Origin of the sequence: Lichenicola sp., assembly GCF_965198575.1 — a bacterium.
Classification (GTDB): domain Bacteria; phylum Pseudomonadota; class Alphaproteobacteria; order Acetobacterales; family Acetobacteraceae; genus Lichenicola.
This window is the reverse complement of the sequence record NZ_OZ240671.1, coordinates 3860314-3876712: the sequence shown is the minus strand read 5'-3', so window position 1 is coordinate 3876712 and position 16399 is coordinate 3860314. Positions and strand designations below refer to the sequence as shown.

The following is a 16399-nucleotide window of genomic DNA, read 5'->3' as shown; positions in this document are numbered from 1 at the left end:
CCGCAGCTTCGTCATGAGTAGCCTGATCGTCGGCTTCACCCCCGCGATCGCGTATGCGGACGCGACGCCGATCCATACCGACAGCACCGGCCTGGTCGCCGAGGAAGTGCGTATCCCCGTCGCCGACGGCGCGCTGCCGGGATATGCCGCCCGGCCGCAAGGCAACGGTCCGTTCCCGATCGTGCTGGTGATCGAGGAGATCTTCGGCGTCCATGAATACATCAAGGATGTCTGCCGCCGCCTCGCCCATCAGGGCTACCTCGCCGTCGCACCCGAACTCTACGCCCGCATCGCCGACCTCTCGACCATGACCGACCCGCAGCAGATCGTGCGCGACGTCATCTCCAAGGCGCCGGACGCGACACTCCTCTCCGACCTCGACGCCACCGCCGCCTGGGCACACGGCCAACACGGCGACCCGTCCCGCCTCGCCTGCCTCGGCTTCTGCCGCGGCGGCCGCGACAGCTGGCTCTACGCCGAGCACAACCCGAACCTGAAAGCCGCAATCGCCTTCTACGGCCCGGTCAACACCACCGACACACCCATTCAGCCGCACAGCCCGCTCGAGCTCGCAGCCAGCCTGAAATGCCCGCTGCTCGGTCTCTATGGCGGCCAAGATTCCAGCATCGCGATCGCCGACGTGCACGCGGCACAAGCCCGCGCCCGGGCAGCCGGCCGGGAGGTCGAGATCGTCGTCTATCCGGACGCGCCGCACGGCTTCCACGCCGACTACCGCCCGAGCTATCACCGTGCCGACGCAGAGGCTGGCTGGAACCGCGCCCTCGCCTGGCTGCACCAGCACGGAGTGTGACCGCATGACGCTGCACCGGCTCGACCCCTCGCCCGCCACCTGCCGCTGGGGCCTGTTCGATGCCGCCTTCGCCCCGGTGCTGATGGTGCAGCCGGGCGACAGCGTGACCATCGCCACGGTGTCCGGCGTGCCCGCGGTGATGCCGCCGGAGGGCTCCCCGTTCACCCCCGACCCGCGTCTGCTGCAGATCCACGCCGAACTCGAGCGCGCTCCGGGCCACATCATCACCGGCCCGGTGGCGATCGCCGGCGCCGAGCCGGGCGACATGCTGGAGGTGCGCATCGAGGCCGTCGAGATCACCCAGGATTGGGGCTATTGCGGCTTCCGCCCGCTCGCCGGCACCCTGCCCCGCGAGTTCGACCGTCCCTTCCTGACCCACATCCCGGTCGATCGCGCACGCGGCACGGCCCGGCTGCCATACGGGCCGGAACTCCAGCTGGCACCGTTCTTCGGCGTCATGGGCGTGGCGCCGCCGCCCACGTTCGGCGCGATCAGCACCGTGCAGCCGCGCCAGCACGGCGGCAATCTCGACAACAAGGAGCTCGTCGCCGGCAGCACGCTGTTCCTGCCGGTCTGGGCGACGGGCGCATTGTTCTCCTGCGGCGACGGCCACGGCGTGCAGGGCGACGGCGAGGTGTGCATCAACGCGCTCGAGATCGATCTCGCCGGCACCTTCACCTTCGTGCTGCACAAGAACGCGGCGTTGCGGTTTCCGCGCGCCGAGACGCCCACGCATTTCATCAGCATGGGACTGCACGAGGATCTCGACACCGCGATGCGCATGGCGTTGCGGGAAATGATCGGGTTCATCTGCAGCCGGTCGGAGCTGTCGCGCGAACAGGCGTACCAGTTCTGCTCGCTGGCAGTGGATTTCCGGGTGACCCAGACGGTCAACGGCGAGAAGGGCATCCACGGAATGCTGAAGCGCGGCCTGCTGTTCTAGAGCCGGACCGCGCCGCCGCCCCGGCTTATTCCCTGTCGAGCACAGCCCGGAACATCCGGTTCCAGGTCGGCGAGATCACCACCTCGTTCATGCACACATGCGCCGGCAGCAACGCCACGTAGCGGATCAGGTCGCCGAGATCGTCCGGCTGCAGCATGCGCGCGCGGCTCTCGTCCGACACCTTCACCGGCCGCTTGTCCAGGATCGGCGTCGCGGTTTCGGCAGGGCAGATCACGCAGGATCGGATCCCGTTGACGCACTCCTCCTCGTTCAGCAGCTGGCTCATCACCATCATGCCCTGCTTGGCCGCCGAATACGCCGCACCCGACACCGGTGACGGATGCCGCCCGGCCCAGCTGCCGGTGTGGATCAGCACGCCGTCGCCCTGCGCGCGCATGATCGGCAACACCGCCGTCACGCAATAGAACGCGGCCGACAGGTTGGCGCCGATCACCTGGTCGACACCCGCCGGCGTCAGCGCCGCGAACGACCGCGCCTGGATGTTCGAGCCGGCATTGTTCACCAGGATGTCGATGCGGCCGAGCGTGTCGCGGGTCCAGGCGGCCACCCGCTGCACCGCGTCGCTGTCGGTGACGTCGGCCACCTGCACGTGCGCAATTCCGCCCGCAGCTGCGATCGCATCCGCCACGAGCTGCAGCGCCTCGGGACGCCGCCCGCTCAGCACCACCGTCACGCCGGACGCCGCCAGCGCCCGCGCCGCCGCCTCGCCGATGCCGCTCCCGGCTCCCGTCACCCAGGCAACCTTGCCATCCTGTTGCGCCATGATCGGTCTCCTTGATCGTTGTTCCGTCAAACCCTGCGGCGCCCGAGCAGCAGCGCCGTCGCCAGCCCCGCCGCAAGCAGCACCGCTGCGAATCCGGCCACCCCAGGCCAGCCAGCAGCGCTCCAGAACCAGCCGCCCACCGAGCCCATGATGCTGGAGCCGAGATAATAGGCGAGCAGATAGAGCGACGCCGCGTGGCCCTTGTCGATGGTCGCACGGTGGCCGACCCAGGCGCTGGCGATCGCGTGGCTGACGAAGAAGCCGACCGTGATCAGGGCCAGGCCGCACAACACCGACGGCAGCCACGCGTCCAGCGTGAGCGCGAGCCCGGCCAATCCGATCAGCTGGCCCGCGATCAGCACCGGCGCGCGACCGAAGCGGGCGGACACGCGCCCGGCCAGCGGCGAGGCGACGATGCCGAACAGGTACACCATGAACACTGCACCGGACCCGCCCTGGCTGAGCGAGAAGGGCGGCCGCAGCAGCCGGAAGCCGAGATAGTTGTACACCGTGACGAAGGTGCTCATCGCCAGGAAGCCGGTGAGGAACAGCCCGCCCATGCCCGGGTCGCGCAGATGCAGCCACCAGGCGCGGAGATGCCGCTGCACCGCCCGGCTGGTGGCCGCCTCCGTCCGGGCAGGCATCGCACGTGCGGTGGGCAACAGCCACAGGAACAGCAGGGCCGCCAGCAGGCACGACACCCCCGCCGCCAGCATCCCGGCGCGCCACCCGGCATGGTCTGACACGAACGCGGTGCCGACCCGCCCGGCCATGCCGCCGAACGCCGTGCCGCCGACATACAGCCCCATCGCGGCTCCGAGGTCGGCGGGGTCGATCTCCTCGGCCAGGTGGGCCATCGCCACCGCCGGGACGCCGCCGAGCAGCACGCCCTCGATCGCCCGCAGCAGCAACAGGGTGCTCCAGCCGGGGGCGAAGGCGACGGCGATGTTGCACAAGGCCGCCAGCACCATCGAGGCGCCCATCACCCGCCGGCGCCCGGCCCAGGCGGCCAGCGGCGTGGTGCACAGGATCGACGCGGCGAGGCAGCCGGTGCTGAGCGAGAGTGCCAACGATGCGCCGGCGGGGCTCGTGCGGAAATCGTCGCGGAACACCGTCAGCAGCGGCTGCACGCAATACAGCAGGGAGAATGTGGAGAAGCCGGCGAGGAACAGCGCGATGCGGAACCGGCGATAATCCGGGCTGCCACGGGCAATCCGCTCGGGACTCGCGGGTCTGGCCAGAGGCTGGCGGCTGGCCGGGTGCTGCATGCCTTTGCAATGGCACTGCGCACCAGGGCCGGACAAGGGGTGGTGCCGCGGATCAGCCTACCGCGGCACCAGGTCGCTTATCCCCCCGGCAGGTCGGCCGATCAGTGGCGCGGCACGTCGTCGTGATGCGGGATGTAGTGGTGGTGATGCCGCACATAGTGGTGGTGGTGATAGGGTTCGGCCTGGGCCAGGGTTGCCGTCGCCAGCAGGCACACGACACCGGCAATAACTGATAAGAGACGCACTCTGGGACACTCCGTGGCTGATCTTCGGACGGAACGTTATCAGCCACCATCGGCCATGCACAGTGCGGAACTGCTGCCGGATTCACGAGCGGTTCTCGGTGTGGCGCCGGAACCCTGCTAGCCTCCGCCGGTGAGCAATAGTCCCGCCGATGACGGCCCCCCACCGCTGTTGACGATCGGCTACGAGAGCGCCCGCTTCGACCAGGTGCGCGACGCCCTGAGCCAGGCCGGCACCCGGCTGCTGATCGACGTGCGGGCCATCGCCGCTTCCAGGCGGGCTGGCTTCTCCAAGCGCATCCTGGCCGCGGGTCTCGCCGAGGCCGGCATCGAGTACGTGCATCTGCAGCCACTCGGCACCCCCAAGGAAGGCCGCGAGGCGGTCCGGCGCGGCGATGTCGGCACCATGCAGCGGATCTTCGAGGCGCACATGCAGGGTGACCGCTCACAGGCGGCGCTGCAGGAGGCGCACGCGCTGGCCATCGAGCGTCGTGCGTGCCTGCTGTGCTTCGAGCGCGACCACAGCCATTGCCATCGCACCCTGGTGGCCGGGATGATCGCCGGCGAGAGCGGGCAGCGGATCCAGCACCTGGTCTGCGCCATCGACATCCCCGAGCCCGCAGCCAGACGACCCCGCGCGACCCCGAGAAAGAGACCCGCATGACCGAAGTGCCGTCGCCGCCGACCGCCCGCCAGGAGCCGCATCGCATCGAGCAGCTGGGGCGTGTCCGGGTGGACCCGTACGCGTGGATGAAGGACGAGAACTGGCAAGCCGTGCTGCGTGACCCGGCGGCGCTGCGTGCCGATATCGCCGAGCATCTGCGCGCCGAGAACGCCTACGCGAATGCGCTGCTCGAGCCCACGACGTCGCTGCAGGCGGAAATCCTTGCCGAGATGAAGGGCCGGATGAAGCAGGACGAGATGTCCCTGCCGGTGCCGGACGGAGCCTGGGAATACTACGCCCGCTACGAGCCGGGCGCGCAGCATCCGGTGCATGCGAGACGGCCGCGCGGATCCTCGGCCGGCGAGCAGGTGCTGCTGGACGTGCAGGCGCTCTCGCTCGGTCACGATTATTACGTGGTGGCGAGCGCGCAGCATTCGCCCGATCACCGTTTGTATGCCTACGCCGAGGATGCGCAGGGATCGGAAGTGTACCGCATCCAGGTGCGCGACCTCGACACCGGCGAAACGCTGCCCGGTCCGGTCGAGAGCTCCACCGGTGATTTCGCATTCTCTCCCGATAGCGCCTGGATCTTCTGGACCTGGCGCGACGAGCATGGCCGCCCGACGCGGATCTATCGCCGCCCTGCCCGCGGTGGCGAAGACGTGCTGGTGTACCAGGAAACCGACCCGGGCTTCTTCATCGGCGTCGAGGTGAGCGCGTCGCGCGCCTGGATCATGATCACCTGCGGCGACCAGGAAACCAGCGAGACCCTGCTGATCCCGGCCACCGATCCGACTGCCGCACCACGCATCGCCGCGCCGCGGGTGAAGGGCGAGCGCTACAGCCTGATCCACTGGCCGGGCGGCGCGCACGACCGTTTCATCGTGCACACCAACACCGGCGACGCGATCGACTTCACGCTGATGCAGACGCCGGTGTCCGACCCGGACCGCAGCGCCTGGCGTCCCTGGGTGCCGCACCGTCCGGGCCACTTCATCATCGGCGTGACGGCGTTCGCCGGGCACCTGGCCTGGATCGAGCGCCGCGACGTCAATAACCGCATCCTGATGGTGCCGATCGCCGACGCCGACGCTCCGGACATCCGCGCGCATGCCGCGGAAATTGCCGTCGAGGAGGAGGCCTACCTGCTCTCGCTGGACGGCTCGTACGAGTTCGACACCACCACGCTGCGCTACGGCTACCAGTCGCCGACCACGCCGCGGCACTGGTACGACTACGACATGACGACCGGCGCCCGTACGCTGCGCAAGGTGCAGGAGATCCCGTCGGGACATGACAGCGGCGCGTATGTCACCCGCCGCCTGCAGGCCACCACCCCCGATGGCGCGCAGGTCCCGATCACCGTGCTGATGCGCACGGATACCCCCACCGACGGCACCGCGCCGCTGCTGCTGTACGGCTACGGCTCGTACGGCCATGCCATCGAAGCCAGCTTCTCGACGCGCACCCTGAGCCTGGTCGATCGCGGCTGGATCCATGCGGTCGCACATGTTCGTGGCGGCTCGGAAAAAGGCCGCGGCTGGTTCCTCGACGGACGCGGCCGCGCCAAGCCGAACAGCTTCACCGATTTTGTCGCCTGCGCACGCGCGCTGATCGCCACCGGCCACGGCTCGGCCGGCGGCATCGTGGCGCACGGTGCCTCGGCCGGAGGGCTGCTGATGGGTGCGGTGGCCAACCTGGCGCCGGAGCTGTTCGCCGGCATCATCGCCCAGGTGCCGTTCGTCGACATGCTGAACACCATGTCCGACACCAGCCTGCCGCTGACCCCGCCGGAATGGCCGGAATGGGGCAATCCGATCACCGATCCCGACGCCTACGACCTGATCGCCGGCTACTCGCCGTACGACAACCTCCGCGCCGCCGCTTATCCGACAATCCTGGCGATGGGCGGCCTGTCCGACCCGCGCGTGACCTACTGGGAACCGGCGAAATGGGCGGCCCGGCTGCGCGATGTCAGCACGTCGGCCAACCCGGTGCTGTGCCGGATCAACATGGAAGCCGGCCATGGTGGCGCCTCCGGCCGGTTCGACAGCCTGAAGGAAGCCGCCCTGGTGCAGGCGTTCGCGATCTGGGCCTGGCAACGCGCACGACCGGCCGCCGTCACCGCCTGACCCCGGCCGGTGCCGGCTGACCCGCGGACGGCAGCAGCCCGGCGTCGCTGCACGTCCTGGGGTGATCGCCGCCGAACAGCGCATCGACCAGCAACCCGACCTTGTCGAGGCCGGACGCGTCCAGGCGTCCCTTGATGTCGCGGAACGGCCCGGTGACGACCACCGGAACCGCCACCGACGACCCGGCCAACCGCGCCAGCGGATGCAGCTTGAGGTCGATGGTCTCCGCGCCGAGATCGACCTGACCGTCGCCGATGAGCTTCAGGTACGTGGTGTCGACGGCGATCGTGTCGAAGCGGCCGATGCCCCGGTCGAACGTGCCGACCAGGCCGAAACAGCGGATCGCCGTGTCGCCGCCGGCCGGCACCTTGATCCCGAGCGCCTGGAGCGACGCGGACGCGACCTGCTGCAGCGCGGCGTTGCTGATCCGGCCGCCGAGCATGGTCACCGCCAGCGAGCCGCCCAGCGAGGCCGCAAGCGCATGCGCCGAGTCTCCGGCGGCGTGCAGATCGACGCCGATCCGGACCTCGCCCTCGACCGCACCGGGCAGGTCCGCCGGCCGCGCCAGCAACGCCAGCGGGACCGCCTCCGCGTGCAGCGACAGGCTGACCGGCATCACGGCCTTTGCGGCGTCCACCGCCAGCGTGCCGTCGATCGCGCCATCGGGCAGCATCGCGTGCAGCCGTTCGATCCGCAGGCGGCCGTCCTGCAGATGCAGCGCCAGTCCTGCATTGCGCCACGGCATCCGCTGCCAGGTCACCGTATCGAGGCCAAGCTGCAGGTCGATCGAGGGCCCGCGCAGCCGCGTCCAGGGCAGCGTCGTATCGGGGATGACCGGCCCCTTGATCGCGGTCGACGGGGTCCCGGCGGCATCCGGGCCGGCGGCCGGCAGCAGCGCGTCGAGATCGAGCCGGGCGCCCTGCAGCACGGCCGCAACCCCGGCGGCCGCGCCGAGCCGCATCGTGACGCTGCCGGCGAGATCGGCCTGGCGCGCCTGCAGCGTGGCCGCGCGCAGTCCGACCTGGTCGAGCCCGGCCGGCACCACCAGCCGGCCATCGAGGGCCACGTCGGTCAGCGGCGGCAGCATCGCCAGTGCGGCTCCCCCCGGCAGGCCCTTCAGGTCCGGCAGGCGGAGCGACACGTCACCCTGCAGCCCGGCGAACTGCAGCGCGTCGAGCGCCAGCCGCCCCTTGAGGCGGATGCTGCGGGTTCCGGCGCCCGGCAACGTCGCCGTGAGATCGAGCGGCACGCCCACCCTGCCGTCCGGATGCGCCGGAACCCCGACCGTGCCGCCCAGCGCGAACCCCGTGCCCGACAGGCGTCCCCGGACCACAAGCCTGGCCAGCCCGTTCTCCGCCGGCAACGACGCGTCGAGCGCGCCCAGCAGCAGCCCGGGCAGCAGCGCCTGCAGGTCGGCGCTGCCCACATGCAGCACGCTGCGGCCGATCACCGGCAGGTCGCCACGCTCGGGGCCGTTGCGGATATGCGTCGTCACGGTCATCGCGTGCAACGGCGGCAGCTGCATCTGCGGCAGCAGCGCGTTCAGCTTCTCCAGCGCCGGCAGGTCGGCCGTGGCGTCGAGATCGTAATCGCCGGCGACATCCATCGTGCCGTGGGCGGTCGCGGTGGCATCGAAGGCCGCGAAATCCAGGCGCGTCCGCCACGGGTCGCGGATGCCGCCGGTCGGCGAGGCCGCAACCTTCAGCGCGAACGGCTGGTTGTCCGAATAGACCAGCACCGTGGACAGCGTCAGCGGGCCGCCATCGACGGTGTGCCGGAAGGCCAGCGCGCGGATACCGACCACCTTGGTACGGGCCGGGAAACGGAACGTCACCATGCCGTTCCGCACCGCCACGTCGCGGAACTGCAGGGTCATCGGCGACGCGGCCGGGGCCGCCGACTGCTGGCCGGTCGGCGTGCCCGGCGCCGCGGCACCGGCCGTCCGGAACACCCAGTTCGGCTGCCCGCCGACCTGCTCGAACAGGATGTTGGGGCCGACCAGCGTCAGCCTGACGATCTCGATGCGATGCCATAGCAGCGCCGGCAGCGAGATCTGCGCCCGGATCCGCTCCGCCCGCGCCATGTCCGGACGCGACCCACCCGGCAGGTTGGCGAGCTTCACGTCGTTGACCTCGAGCGTCGGCCGCAGCGACCAGGCGATCCGCAACGGCCCGTTCAGGCTCAGCACCCGCCCGGTCTGCGCCTGCACCACCGCGGCCAGCCTGGCCTTCAGCGCATCGGCATCGAAAGCGGCCGCGGCGATGCCGGCGGCACCGAGCGGCAGCAGCACGATCAGCGCCGCCAGCAGCAGCCCGAGACGCCACCAGAAGCGGGTCCGTGTCATCGTCGGCCGGCACCACGCATCATGACGCGGCGCCCGATGCGCCGATGGCCAGCTTCAACACGATCGGCCGGCCGATGTCACCCCATCATCGCCAGCCGGACCCGGATGCCGGTAGCATCCGGTGACCCGGTTGCGGAGCGCCCATGAGCGTCGGCTTGCGAAATCCTGCGATCGACCTGCTGCGCGGCATTTCGATCGTCCTGGTGCTGCTACACCATTTCAACATCGCCTATCGCCTGCAGGATACGGCCCTCTCTCGCGTGCTCGGTTGGAACACCGTCCACGCGATCGTCAGGAACGGCAATTACGCGGTGACGATCTTCTTCGTCGTATCCGGGTTCCTGATCACCTCGAACGCCGAACGACGCTGGGGACAGCTCGCAAGTATCGGAGCGTCCACCTTCTACCGTTTCCGGGCTGCACGGATCATGCCGTGCATCCTGCTGTTGCTCGTGATCGTCAATATCCTGGCCACGTCGAGGATCACGATATTCCAGAACCAGCCCGAATTCGGCGGCCCGGTGCCGCTATGGGTGGTCGATCTCGCGTCGCTGACCTTCTGGATGAATGTCCTGATGAGCCATTCGGGATGGCTGAACTACGTTCTCTGCGTGCAGTGGTCCTTGTCCGTCGAGGAGGTGTTCTACCTGTCGTTCCCGATCCTCTGCCTACTGCTGCGACGGGACCGCCTGCTGCTCCTCGCCTGGAGCGTCGTCATCGTCATCGGCCCGATCTGGCGCGCCACCCACCAGGCCACGGAATACACCGAGCTGAATTCGTACCTGTCCTGCTTCGACGGCATCGCATTCGGCTGCTGTGCCGCGGTCCTCGGCAGGCATGTCCGCCTCCCCGCACGGACGCGCACGATGCTGCAGATCCTGGTCGCCGGTGCGATGGCGTGGTTCTACCTGTCCTGGTCGATCCAAACGACCGCCATCTACGGCGTGACCCTGATGGCGCTGGGAACCGCAATCCTGCTGATCCTGCTGGGAGGAGTCGTTTCCTCGCGACGCACGCGGCCGTCCCTGCTGAGGTTCTGCGGCCGACTCAGTTATGAGCTGTATCTGTTCCACCTGGTCATCCTGGGTTCGCTGCGGACGATCTGGCCGCCGGATGACACGCAAGGCGACATTCGGGTTCTTCTCCTGGTCGCATACCTGCTGCTCTCGATCGGCCTCGCCACGGTCGTCGGGCGATATTATTCCGAGCCCTTGAACCGACGCTTCCGCGGTGCATTCGCTGCAGCCTGATCACGCGTCGCAACCGCCGAAGCCGCCGCTCCGCCGGGCATCCGGATCAATGCTGCCGGCGGAACCAGAACGCATCGGGCACCCTGGCCATGCCCGCGCGCTCGTAGAAGCCGACGGCTTCCGGCACGGAGGCGAGGATCAGGCTGACACCCGGACCGATCTGTCGCCTCGCCTCCTCGAGCAGGCCCAGCCCGATTCCGAGGCTCTGTGCGGACGTCGAAACCGCCAGCTCGGCAAGATAGCAGCACCAGGCAAAGTCGGTGACGCACCGCGCCAGTCCCAGCAGCCGACGATCCGGCCGATCGGCCCGCGCGGTCAGCACCAGGTTGGAGCCCGCGAGCATGGCGCCCAGCCGCTCGTCGTCATCCACCGGCCGCGTCGCACCAAGCCCGGACTCGATCAGCACCCGCTTGAACTCGGCGGTATCCAGGAAGGGTTCCCGGGCGTAGCGGATGCCTTGTTCGATCGTCATGACCGTGACGATAAGCCGCTTTCCATCGCACCGCGACGCCACCGCCCGCGGCTCACGATGATCGAGAACCCTGGATCGCCGAGGCTGCTGCAACCTCGCTCTGCCCGGGCACGCGAGCAACGGGGCCAGGCCCACGACGCCGGCGCCGAGGCAGGGCAGCGACACCCGGCGCGGACCCGGGGCGCATCGTCTAGGGTGCAGGCCCACGGCCCAGGGCGGCCGGTCCGACCGCGGCCTTCGCGGGCTGGTTTTCTGCTTGCAGCCGACGGAGAACCCTGCGGTCGATCGCGTCCACAACCGGGGATCACCCGCCCCGGCCGATCAGTCCGCCGCTACGCTCACCGCGACCGCTGCGACCTCATCGATCATCTTGCCGGGGTTCAGCAGGCGCAGCGGATCGACCTGCTGCCTGAAGCCGACCCGGTCGCCGCCCCTGAAGCCGCAGGCATGCGGGGTGCTCATCGCGACGCCGTTCTGCTCGTGGATGCGGATGATCTCCGCCAGCCGCTCCTCGGTGCTGAACCGCACGATCTGCAGCCCGACGCAGGCCGGCGCACCCCCCATCGTGACGAACTCCAGATGCATCGGCACCTCGTCGCCGAACAGCGCGCGGATCCGCTCGACTGTCGCGAGAGAGTCCGCCACCGGAAACCGGCTCCGCAGGTAGGTCACTGCCGGGTCCCGCTTCAGCATCTGCAGGGTGGTGTGGTGCCAGGCGAGCTCATACAGCGGCACCCCGCCAGCATGGGTCTCGGCGACGAGCGTGTCCGCATCGAGCACGATCCGCCCGCCATGCGCCGCCACCAGCTCGCGCAGTGCCGTCATGCCGGACGGCGCCACCATCAGCAGCGCCAGGCACTCACCCGCCGACAGCAGCTCGCGCACCCCCCTGAAGGACTGCGCGATCGCCGCCTCGACCGCACTGACCAGCTTGCGATCGATCGCCGGATTGCTGGCCAGATCCAGACAGAATCGGGCCGCCTGCATGAACCCCGGGAAGCCCGCCACCACATCCCGCCAGGGCATCGCCGGCGCCAGCGGCAGTTCCAGCTCGGTGATCACGCCGGTGGTGCCCCAGGCCCCGCTGACCAGCCCGGTGGCACTGCCGCGCAGCTCCAGCACGCGCGGCGTCGCCTCGGCCGTGACGATCTGCACTGCCAGAACGTTGCCGGGATCATCGAGCGCACCCCAATTCACCGAACCCACGCCGACCGCATCGCCTGCCACGAAGCCGCCGATCGTGGCGTTCCGCTTCGCCGACGGGAACAGCCGCAGCTCCCAGCCGCGCTCGCGCAGGACCCGTTCCAGCTCGACCAGCCTGGCCCCCGCCTCCACCCGCATCATCCCGTCCCGCACCCAGACGATCCGGTCGAGCCGGGTGAGGTCGAGCACCACGCCGCCGGCCAGCGGCACCGACTGGCCGCAGGTGCCGGTGCCGCCACCGCGCGGCGTCACGCTGACACTGAACCGCACTGCCGCCGCCAGCACCCGCTCGACCTCGTCGCGGTTGCGCGGGCACACCACCAGGTCGGCCACCCTGTCGTTGAGCTGGCGCTTCAGCACCGGGCTGTACCAGAAGCAGTCACGGCTGCGCTGCTGCACCAGCGCCGGATCGCGCAGCACCGGGATATCGCCCAGCGCACTCGTGAAGGCGGCGAGAGCGTCTGGGTCGGTCATGCATGGTCCCGCGCCTGATCTGCGGCGGCGGTCTGCAACCGCCGTGCCATGCGCCGGAAGGGTTCCGAAGGTGGATTTGCCGTGGCATCCGGCTCATGCGCAAATCGCCCACCGGTATATGGCGGGTGACGCAATGACATCCGAGCCGCGGATCGTTGCCAGGAGAGATCGTTCGATGCCCGAGGCCGCTGCCCAAGTTGATCCGAACGACTGCCGGCAGGTGCGGCAGACCCGGTCGCAGCAGATTGCCCGCGGGCTGCTCGGCGGGTTCCTGGTGCTGCTCGGGATCTACACCCTGCGCGACTTCCTGCCCGCCCTGGTCTGGGCGGTGATCTTTGCCATCGCGACCTGGCCGTTGTTCCAGCGGGCGAAGAAGCGCTGGCCTCCCGGTCGGCACAACCTGCTGTTGCCGCTGCTGTTCACCCTGATGATCGCGCTGGTGTTCCTGATCCCGTTGTCGCTGATCGCCTTCGAGGCGGCGCGCGAGGCCCAGGGCGTACTGGTCTGGATGGAGCATGCCCGCCATACCGGCGTCCCGGTCCCGGACTGGGTGCACGGGCTTCCCGTCGGCAGTGCTGCCGCCAGCGCGTGGTGGCAGCAGCATCTGGCCACCCCGGGCGATGCCACCGACCTGTTCGCCAACATCCGCACCGGCGGCAACCTGCGCATGACCCGCCAGCTCGGCAGCCAGGTCGCCCACCGCAGCACGCTGTTCGCGTTCAGCATCATCACGCTGTTCTTCCTGTTCCGCGACGGCGCTGCCGTCACCGAGCAGATGCTGACCGCCAGCCGCCGCGCATTCGGCACCCGCGGCGAGCGCATCGGCCGCCAGATGATCGCCTCGGTGCACGGCACGGTGGACGGGCTGGTGCTGGTGGGCTTGGGCGAGGGCGTGGTGCTCGGGATCGCCTACGCGGTCGCCGGCGCGCCGCATCCGACGCTGTTCGGCGTGGTCACCGCCCTGGCCGCGATGGTGCCGTTCTGTGCGGTGATCGCGATCGGGCTGGCGTCATTGCTGGTGGTGGCGCAGGGCACGGCGGTTGCCGGGATCATCCTGTTCGTGTTCGGGCTGATCGTGGTGTTCGGCTCCGACCACTTCATCCGCCCGGTGCTGATCGGCGGCGCGACCAAGCTGCCGTTCCTGTGGGTGCTGCTGGGCATTCTCGGTGGCGTCGAGGCCTGGGGCCTGCTGGGCCTGTTCCTCGGCCCGGCAATCATGGCCGCCCTGATCCTGCTCTGGCGGGAATGGACCGACCCGCACGAGGAGCCGCAGGTTCCGTGATCTTGCGGGGTGTTTTGGTCGGGCAGGCGGGATTCGAACCCACGACCCCCAGTCCCCCAGACTGGGACGTCACCTCCGACAGACGATAGCGACAGATAGCAGTGGCTAGCGTTCTTCCTTTCATTCACTGGCTTTTCAGCCTACACCCTCAGCCCCGAGGTAGCGGCTGATAGCCTCAAGTGGTGAGCATTAGCTGCTAGCCCGGACTGTGCTGCTCCCCCAGCTGCTACCCCGAGGTGCCCATGCCCAGCATTGCTCTGACGCCTTCAATCGTTAAGGGGTTGGCATGCGCGCCCGGTGCGACCGAGACGATCTACTGGGCTGACGACATGCCGGGGTTTGGCCTCCGCTGCCGGAGCTCTGGAGAGCGCCGTTGGTTCGTCCAATATCGGAACCGCGACGGACTGACCCGCAAACATACCCTGGACGCCCCGGAGACCTTGTCGCTCGCGAAAGCGCGGGCTCAGGCGAAGGATCTGCAAGCTGATGTGACGAAGGGGCAAGATCCTGCGGCAGTGGCTGGCAAAGTCCGTGGGCTGTTGACCGTTGAGGAACTCGTTGCCGCCTACCTCGCCCACCAGCGCCAAACGCTTCGGCCTCGAAGCTACATCGAGGTGTCTCGCCACCTCGGCGACTTCTACGAGCCAATGAAGAAGCTGCGTCTCCGTAAAGCCACGACCATCACTGTCAGGGATGTGGTGGCAGTGCTCGAACAGGTGGCGACGAACAACGGGCCGGTAGCTGCGAACCGTCTCCGGGCAACGCTGCGGGCCATGTGGTCCTGGGGCTTGCGGTCGCAGCGGTTGACGACGCCAAGCCCTGTCACCGACACTTTCAAGCCAGCGAGGGAGGTGTCGCGCGCTCGGGTCCTCACCGAGAAGGAGCTTCAACTCGTATATGGCCAAGCTGGAGGCGGCGCATACGGGTTGATCGTCCGATTGTTACTTCTCACCGGCCAGCGCCGTGAGGAGGTTGCCGGCATGCGTTGGTCGGAGCTTACACCGGCACCTGACGGATCTGCCTTGTGGGTCCTGCCGGCGAGCCGGACGAAGAACGGCCTGGAACATGAGGTTCCGCTTGTTCCGGCTGCGGTCGCCCTGTTGCCGGTGAGGCGAAAAATAGGTGCTGACCATGTGCGCGATCTCGTTTTTGGCGGCGGTAAAGGCGGAACCCACAAGCTTCGGGACACCGAGGCGACGAAACCGGGTCGACAAGCGAATTATGGCGAGGACAGCTTCGGCGCCTGGAGCCGGAGCAAGGAGCGCCTCGATGGCAGGCTGGCGCGAGCGAGGGGCACGAAAGAGAAGCCGGAGCCGGTGCCGGGATGGGTGCTGCATGATCTGCGCCGTACCTTCGTCACAAGCCTGAACAACCTCGGCATCGAGCCGCACGTGATTGAGGCTGCCGTCAATCACCACTCGGGCGTGTCAAGGGCCGGTGTCGCAGGGACATATAACCGCTCGCGCTACACGAGCCAGGTGCGTGACGCGATGAAAGTCTGGGCTGCTCACATAGGTGCTTTGGTCGTTCCCGCCGGCGGCGCCCACGACGTAGGAGGGCCTGCCGAATGACGGCGGAGAACCGGAAGTTCCGGAAGCCAACAAAACTTGCAGCCGAACGCCATCAAAAGATTCAGATGGACCAGATGGCCGCCAATGAGACCGCCAAAAATGCTCGAGAGTCGGCCGGGCATGCAATAGCCAAGGGGCTTGCCGTATATGTTCCACCTGCTCCAGGCCTACCGTTGACAAGGTCTAGTAGTGACCCCGTCGCAGGTGCACTGCGTTTCATCATTGAAGCAGCCGAGGCATCGGCTAGGCTGCCGTCTGCACCGCGACGAGGTCGGCCCCCTGACTACAGGAAACTCCTGACAATACTCAATTTTGTCGAACAAGGCCCCTGGGTGCTTGGCATCGTGCCACCGGGGAGGCTTGGTGGAACTGATAGGCGCGTTGGGACCGGCGTCAATGGGAAACTCGTGCAGAGCGCTGCAATCAAGATGAACCTCTCGCCAGCCCGGGTGTCCGATCTTGCGCGGCAACTTGCTGACATGGCCGGCACCATGCCGGAACGGAAAATCGGCTCCTAGTCTATTTAAACCATCCACATCGCTCCGCTATCTGCCGCTATGCCTGATGTCGCCCCTCGGTGGAGTGACACCATGATGAGCCACGACCTCACCACCCATAGTGACGATAAGATCTTTACTCCCGGCGAGCTTCAGAAGCTCGGCTTCCCGCACCGAGTTACGCTGGCGAAGTGGCGCGCCAAGCGGCTGGGGCCGCCATTCATCCAGCTCTCGCCGCATCGCATCGGCTACCGCCTTGGTGACGTGCGGACCTGGGCGGCTGCGCGGACTGTTCAGACAGGCTGATCAGTCCACAGCGACAAGGCCATCCCAGCAGTCTCGTGGTCCATCAGGTGAGATCGCCAGCAGGAAAGATGCCGGCATGCCAGGATTCACTACCGTCGTTAATTCCCCAAGCAATGTCATAGCAAGTGCCACCGTGGAAGGAAACCAACCGCGTCC

15 protein-coding genes are annotated in these 16399 nt (G+C 68.4%); 9 read left to right on the top strand and 6 right to left on the bottom strand.

All coding sequences use genetic code 11. The annotated features are described in order from the left end of the window. Positions 1 to 13 precede the first annotated feature (13 nt). Together ACOEQ2_RS17560 and ACOEQ2_RS17555 are read left to right on the top strand one after the other, a co-directional pair. Positions 14 to 811 carry a dienelactone hydrolase family protein gene (locus ACOEQ2_RS17560; RefSeq protein WP_419729230.1) on the top strand — a complete coding sequence of 266 codons (798 nt, stop codon included), beginning with the start codon at positions 14 to 16 and terminating at the stop codon, positions 809 to 811. Between the two features lie 4 nt (positions 812 to 815). Continuing rightward, the gene (locus ACOEQ2_RS17555; protein WP_419729229.1) at positions 816 to 1754 is read left to right on the top strand and encodes an acetamidase/formamidase family protein; all 939 of its coding nucleotides are present in this window, start codon (positions 816 to 818) and stop codon (positions 1752 to 1754) included. Positions 1755 to 1779: 25 nt separating this feature from the next. Here the strand turns inward: ACOEQ2_RS17555 and ACOEQ2_RS17550 are convergent, their stop codons facing one another. The 3 genes from ACOEQ2_RS17550 to ACOEQ2_RS17540 form a co-directional block, all read right to left on the bottom strand. Further along, the gene (locus ACOEQ2_RS17550) at positions 1780 to 2538 is read right to left on the bottom strand and encodes an SDR family oxidoreductase (RefSeq protein ID WP_419729228.1); all 759 of its coding nucleotides are present in this window, start codon (positions 2536 to 2538) and stop codon (positions 1780 to 1782) included. 26 nt (positions 2539 to 2564) lie between these two features. Beyond that, positions 2565 to 3806, bottom strand: coding sequence for an MFS transporter (locus ACOEQ2_RS17545; protein WP_419729227.1), 1242 nt, complete (start codon positions 3804 to 3806; stop codon positions 2565 to 2567). 101 nt (positions 3807 to 3907) lie between these two features. Further along, positions 3908 to 4051 carry a hypothetical protein gene (locus ACOEQ2_RS17540; RefSeq protein ID WP_419729226.1) on the bottom strand — a complete coding sequence of 48 codons (144 nt, stop codon included), beginning with the start codon at positions 4049 to 4051 and terminating at the stop codon, positions 3908 to 3910. Positions 4052 to 4181: 130 nt separating this feature from the next. On the opposite strand from ACOEQ2_RS17540, the gene ACOEQ2_RS17535 reads away from it, so the two are divergent. Together ACOEQ2_RS17535 and ACOEQ2_RS17530 are read left to right on the top strand one after the other, a co-directional pair. Next, the gene (locus tag ACOEQ2_RS17535) at positions 4182 to 4712 is read left to right on the top strand and encodes a DUF488 family protein (RefSeq protein WP_419729225.1); all 531 of its coding nucleotides are present in this window, start codon (positions 4182 to 4184) and stop codon (positions 4710 to 4712) included. Beyond that, complete coding sequence (locus ACOEQ2_RS17530) at positions 4709 to 6844, top strand: S9 family peptidase (RefSeq protein ID WP_419729224.1); 2136 nt, start codon at positions 4709 to 4711, stop codon at positions 6842 to 6844. The genes ACOEQ2_RS17535 and ACOEQ2_RS17530 overlap by 4 nt, the downstream gene beginning before the upstream one ends. Here the strand turns inward: ACOEQ2_RS17530 and ACOEQ2_RS17525 are convergent. Further along, positions 6834 to 9188, bottom strand: a complete 2355-nt coding sequence (locus tag ACOEQ2_RS17525; protein WP_419729223.1) for an AsmA family protein — start codon at positions 9186 to 9188, stop codon at positions 6834 to 6836. The two genes, ACOEQ2_RS17530 and ACOEQ2_RS17525, sit on opposite strands and share 11 nt — an antisense overlap. A 143-nt stretch (positions 9189 to 9331) precedes the next feature. Here ACOEQ2_RS17525 and ACOEQ2_RS17520 point away from each other — a divergent pair, with 143 nt between their 5' ends. Then, positions 9332 to 10438 carry an acyltransferase family protein gene (locus ACOEQ2_RS17520; protein WP_419729222.1) on the top strand — a complete coding sequence of 369 codons (1107 nt, stop codon included), beginning with the start codon at positions 9332 to 9334 and terminating at the stop codon, positions 10436 to 10438. A gap of 46 nt (positions 10439 to 10484) precedes the next feature. Here the strand turns inward: ACOEQ2_RS17520 and ACOEQ2_RS17515 are convergent, their stop codons facing one another. Further along, positions 10485 to 10910, bottom strand: a complete 426-nt coding sequence (locus ACOEQ2_RS17515; protein ID WP_419729221.1) for a GNAT family N-acetyltransferase — start codon at positions 10908 to 10910, stop codon at positions 10485 to 10487. 321 nt (positions 10911 to 11231) lie between these two features. Beyond that, positions 11232 to 12587, bottom strand: a complete 1356-nt coding sequence (locus ACOEQ2_RS17510) for an FAD-binding oxidoreductase (RefSeq protein ID WP_419729220.1) — start codon at positions 12585 to 12587, stop codon at positions 11232 to 11234. 175 nt (positions 12588 to 12762) lie between these two features. Here ACOEQ2_RS17510 and ACOEQ2_RS17505 point away from each other — a divergent pair, with 175 nt between their 5' ends. From ACOEQ2_RS17505 to ACOEQ2_RS17490, 4 genes are all read left to right on the top strand, one after another. Then, a complete protein-coding gene (locus ACOEQ2_RS17505) occupies positions 12763 to 13869 on the top strand; it encodes an AI-2E family transporter (protein WP_419729219.1) in 1107 nt (368 codons plus the stop codon). Between the two features lie 242 nt (positions 13870 to 14111). Beyond that, positions 14112 to 15440 (top strand): tyrosine-type recombinase/integrase, encoded by a 1329-nt coding sequence (locus tag ACOEQ2_RS17500; protein WP_419729218.1) that lies wholly within the window; start codon positions 14112 to 14114, stop codon positions 15438 to 15440. Then, positions 15437 to 15958 (top strand): hypothetical protein, encoded by a 522-nt coding sequence (locus ACOEQ2_RS17495; protein WP_419729217.1) that lies wholly within the window; start codon positions 15437 to 15439, stop codon positions 15956 to 15958. Before ACOEQ2_RS17500 ends, ACOEQ2_RS17495 begins: the two co-directional genes overlap by 4 nt. Positions 15959 to 16030: 72 nt before the next feature. Further along, positions 16031 to 16243, top strand: a complete 213-nt coding sequence (locus ACOEQ2_RS17490) for a helix-turn-helix transcriptional regulator (protein ID WP_419729216.1) — start codon at positions 16031 to 16033, stop codon at positions 16241 to 16243. Positions 16244 to 16399 lie beyond the last annotated feature (156 nt).

Excerpts from the sequence above, each read along its gene's own strand:
- ACOEQ2_RS17560 (WP_419729230.1), top strand. The coding sequence starts at position 14 with ATGAGTAGCCTGATCGTCGGCTTCACCCCCGCGATCGCGTATGCGGAC.
- ACOEQ2_RS17555 (WP_419729229.1), top strand. The coding sequence starts at position 816 with ATGACGCTGCACCGGCTCGACCCCTCGCCCGCCACCTGCCGCTGGGGC.
- ACOEQ2_RS17550 (WP_419729228.1), bottom strand. The coding sequence starts at position 2,538 with ATGGCGCAACAGGATGGCAAGGTTGCCTGGGTGACGGGAGCCGGGAGC.
- ACOEQ2_RS17545 (WP_419729227.1), bottom strand. The coding sequence starts at position 3,806 with ATGCAGCACCCGGCCAGCCGCCAGCCTCTGGCCAGACCCGCGAGTCCC.
- ACOEQ2_RS17530 (WP_419729224.1), top strand. The coding sequence starts at position 4,709 with ATGACCGAAGTGCCGTCGCCGCCGACCGCCCGCCAGGAGCCGCATCGC.
- ACOEQ2_RS17525 (WP_419729223.1), bottom strand. The coding sequence starts at position 9,188 with ATGACACGGACCCGCTTCTGGTGGCGTCTCGGGCTGCTGCTGGCGGCG.
- ACOEQ2_RS17520 (WP_419729222.1), top strand. The coding sequence starts at position 9,332 with ATGAGCGTCGGCTTGCGAAATCCTGCGATCGACCTGCTGCGCGGCATT.
- ACOEQ2_RS17515 (WP_419729221.1), bottom strand. The coding sequence starts at position 10,910 with ATGACGATCGAACAAGGCATCCGCTACGCCCGGGAACCCTTCCTGGAT.
- ACOEQ2_RS17510 (WP_419729220.1), bottom strand. The coding sequence starts at position 12,587 with ATGACCGACCCAGACGCTCTCGCCGCCTTCACGAGTGCGCTGGGCGAT.
- ACOEQ2_RS17505 (WP_419729219.1), top strand. The coding sequence starts at position 12,763 with ATGCCCGAGGCCGCTGCCCAAGTTGATCCGAACGACTGCCGGCAGGTG.
- ACOEQ2_RS17500 (WP_419729218.1), top strand. The coding sequence starts at position 14,112 with ATGCCCAGCATTGCTCTGACGCCTTCAATCGTTAAGGGGTTGGCATGC.
- ACOEQ2_RS17495 (WP_419729217.1), top strand. The coding sequence starts at position 15,437 with ATGACGGCGGAGAACCGGAAGTTCCGGAAGCCAACAAAACTTGCAGCC.
- ACOEQ2_RS17490 (WP_419729216.1), top strand. The coding sequence starts at position 16,031 with ATGATGAGCCACGACCTCACCACCCATAGTGACGATAAGATCTTTACT.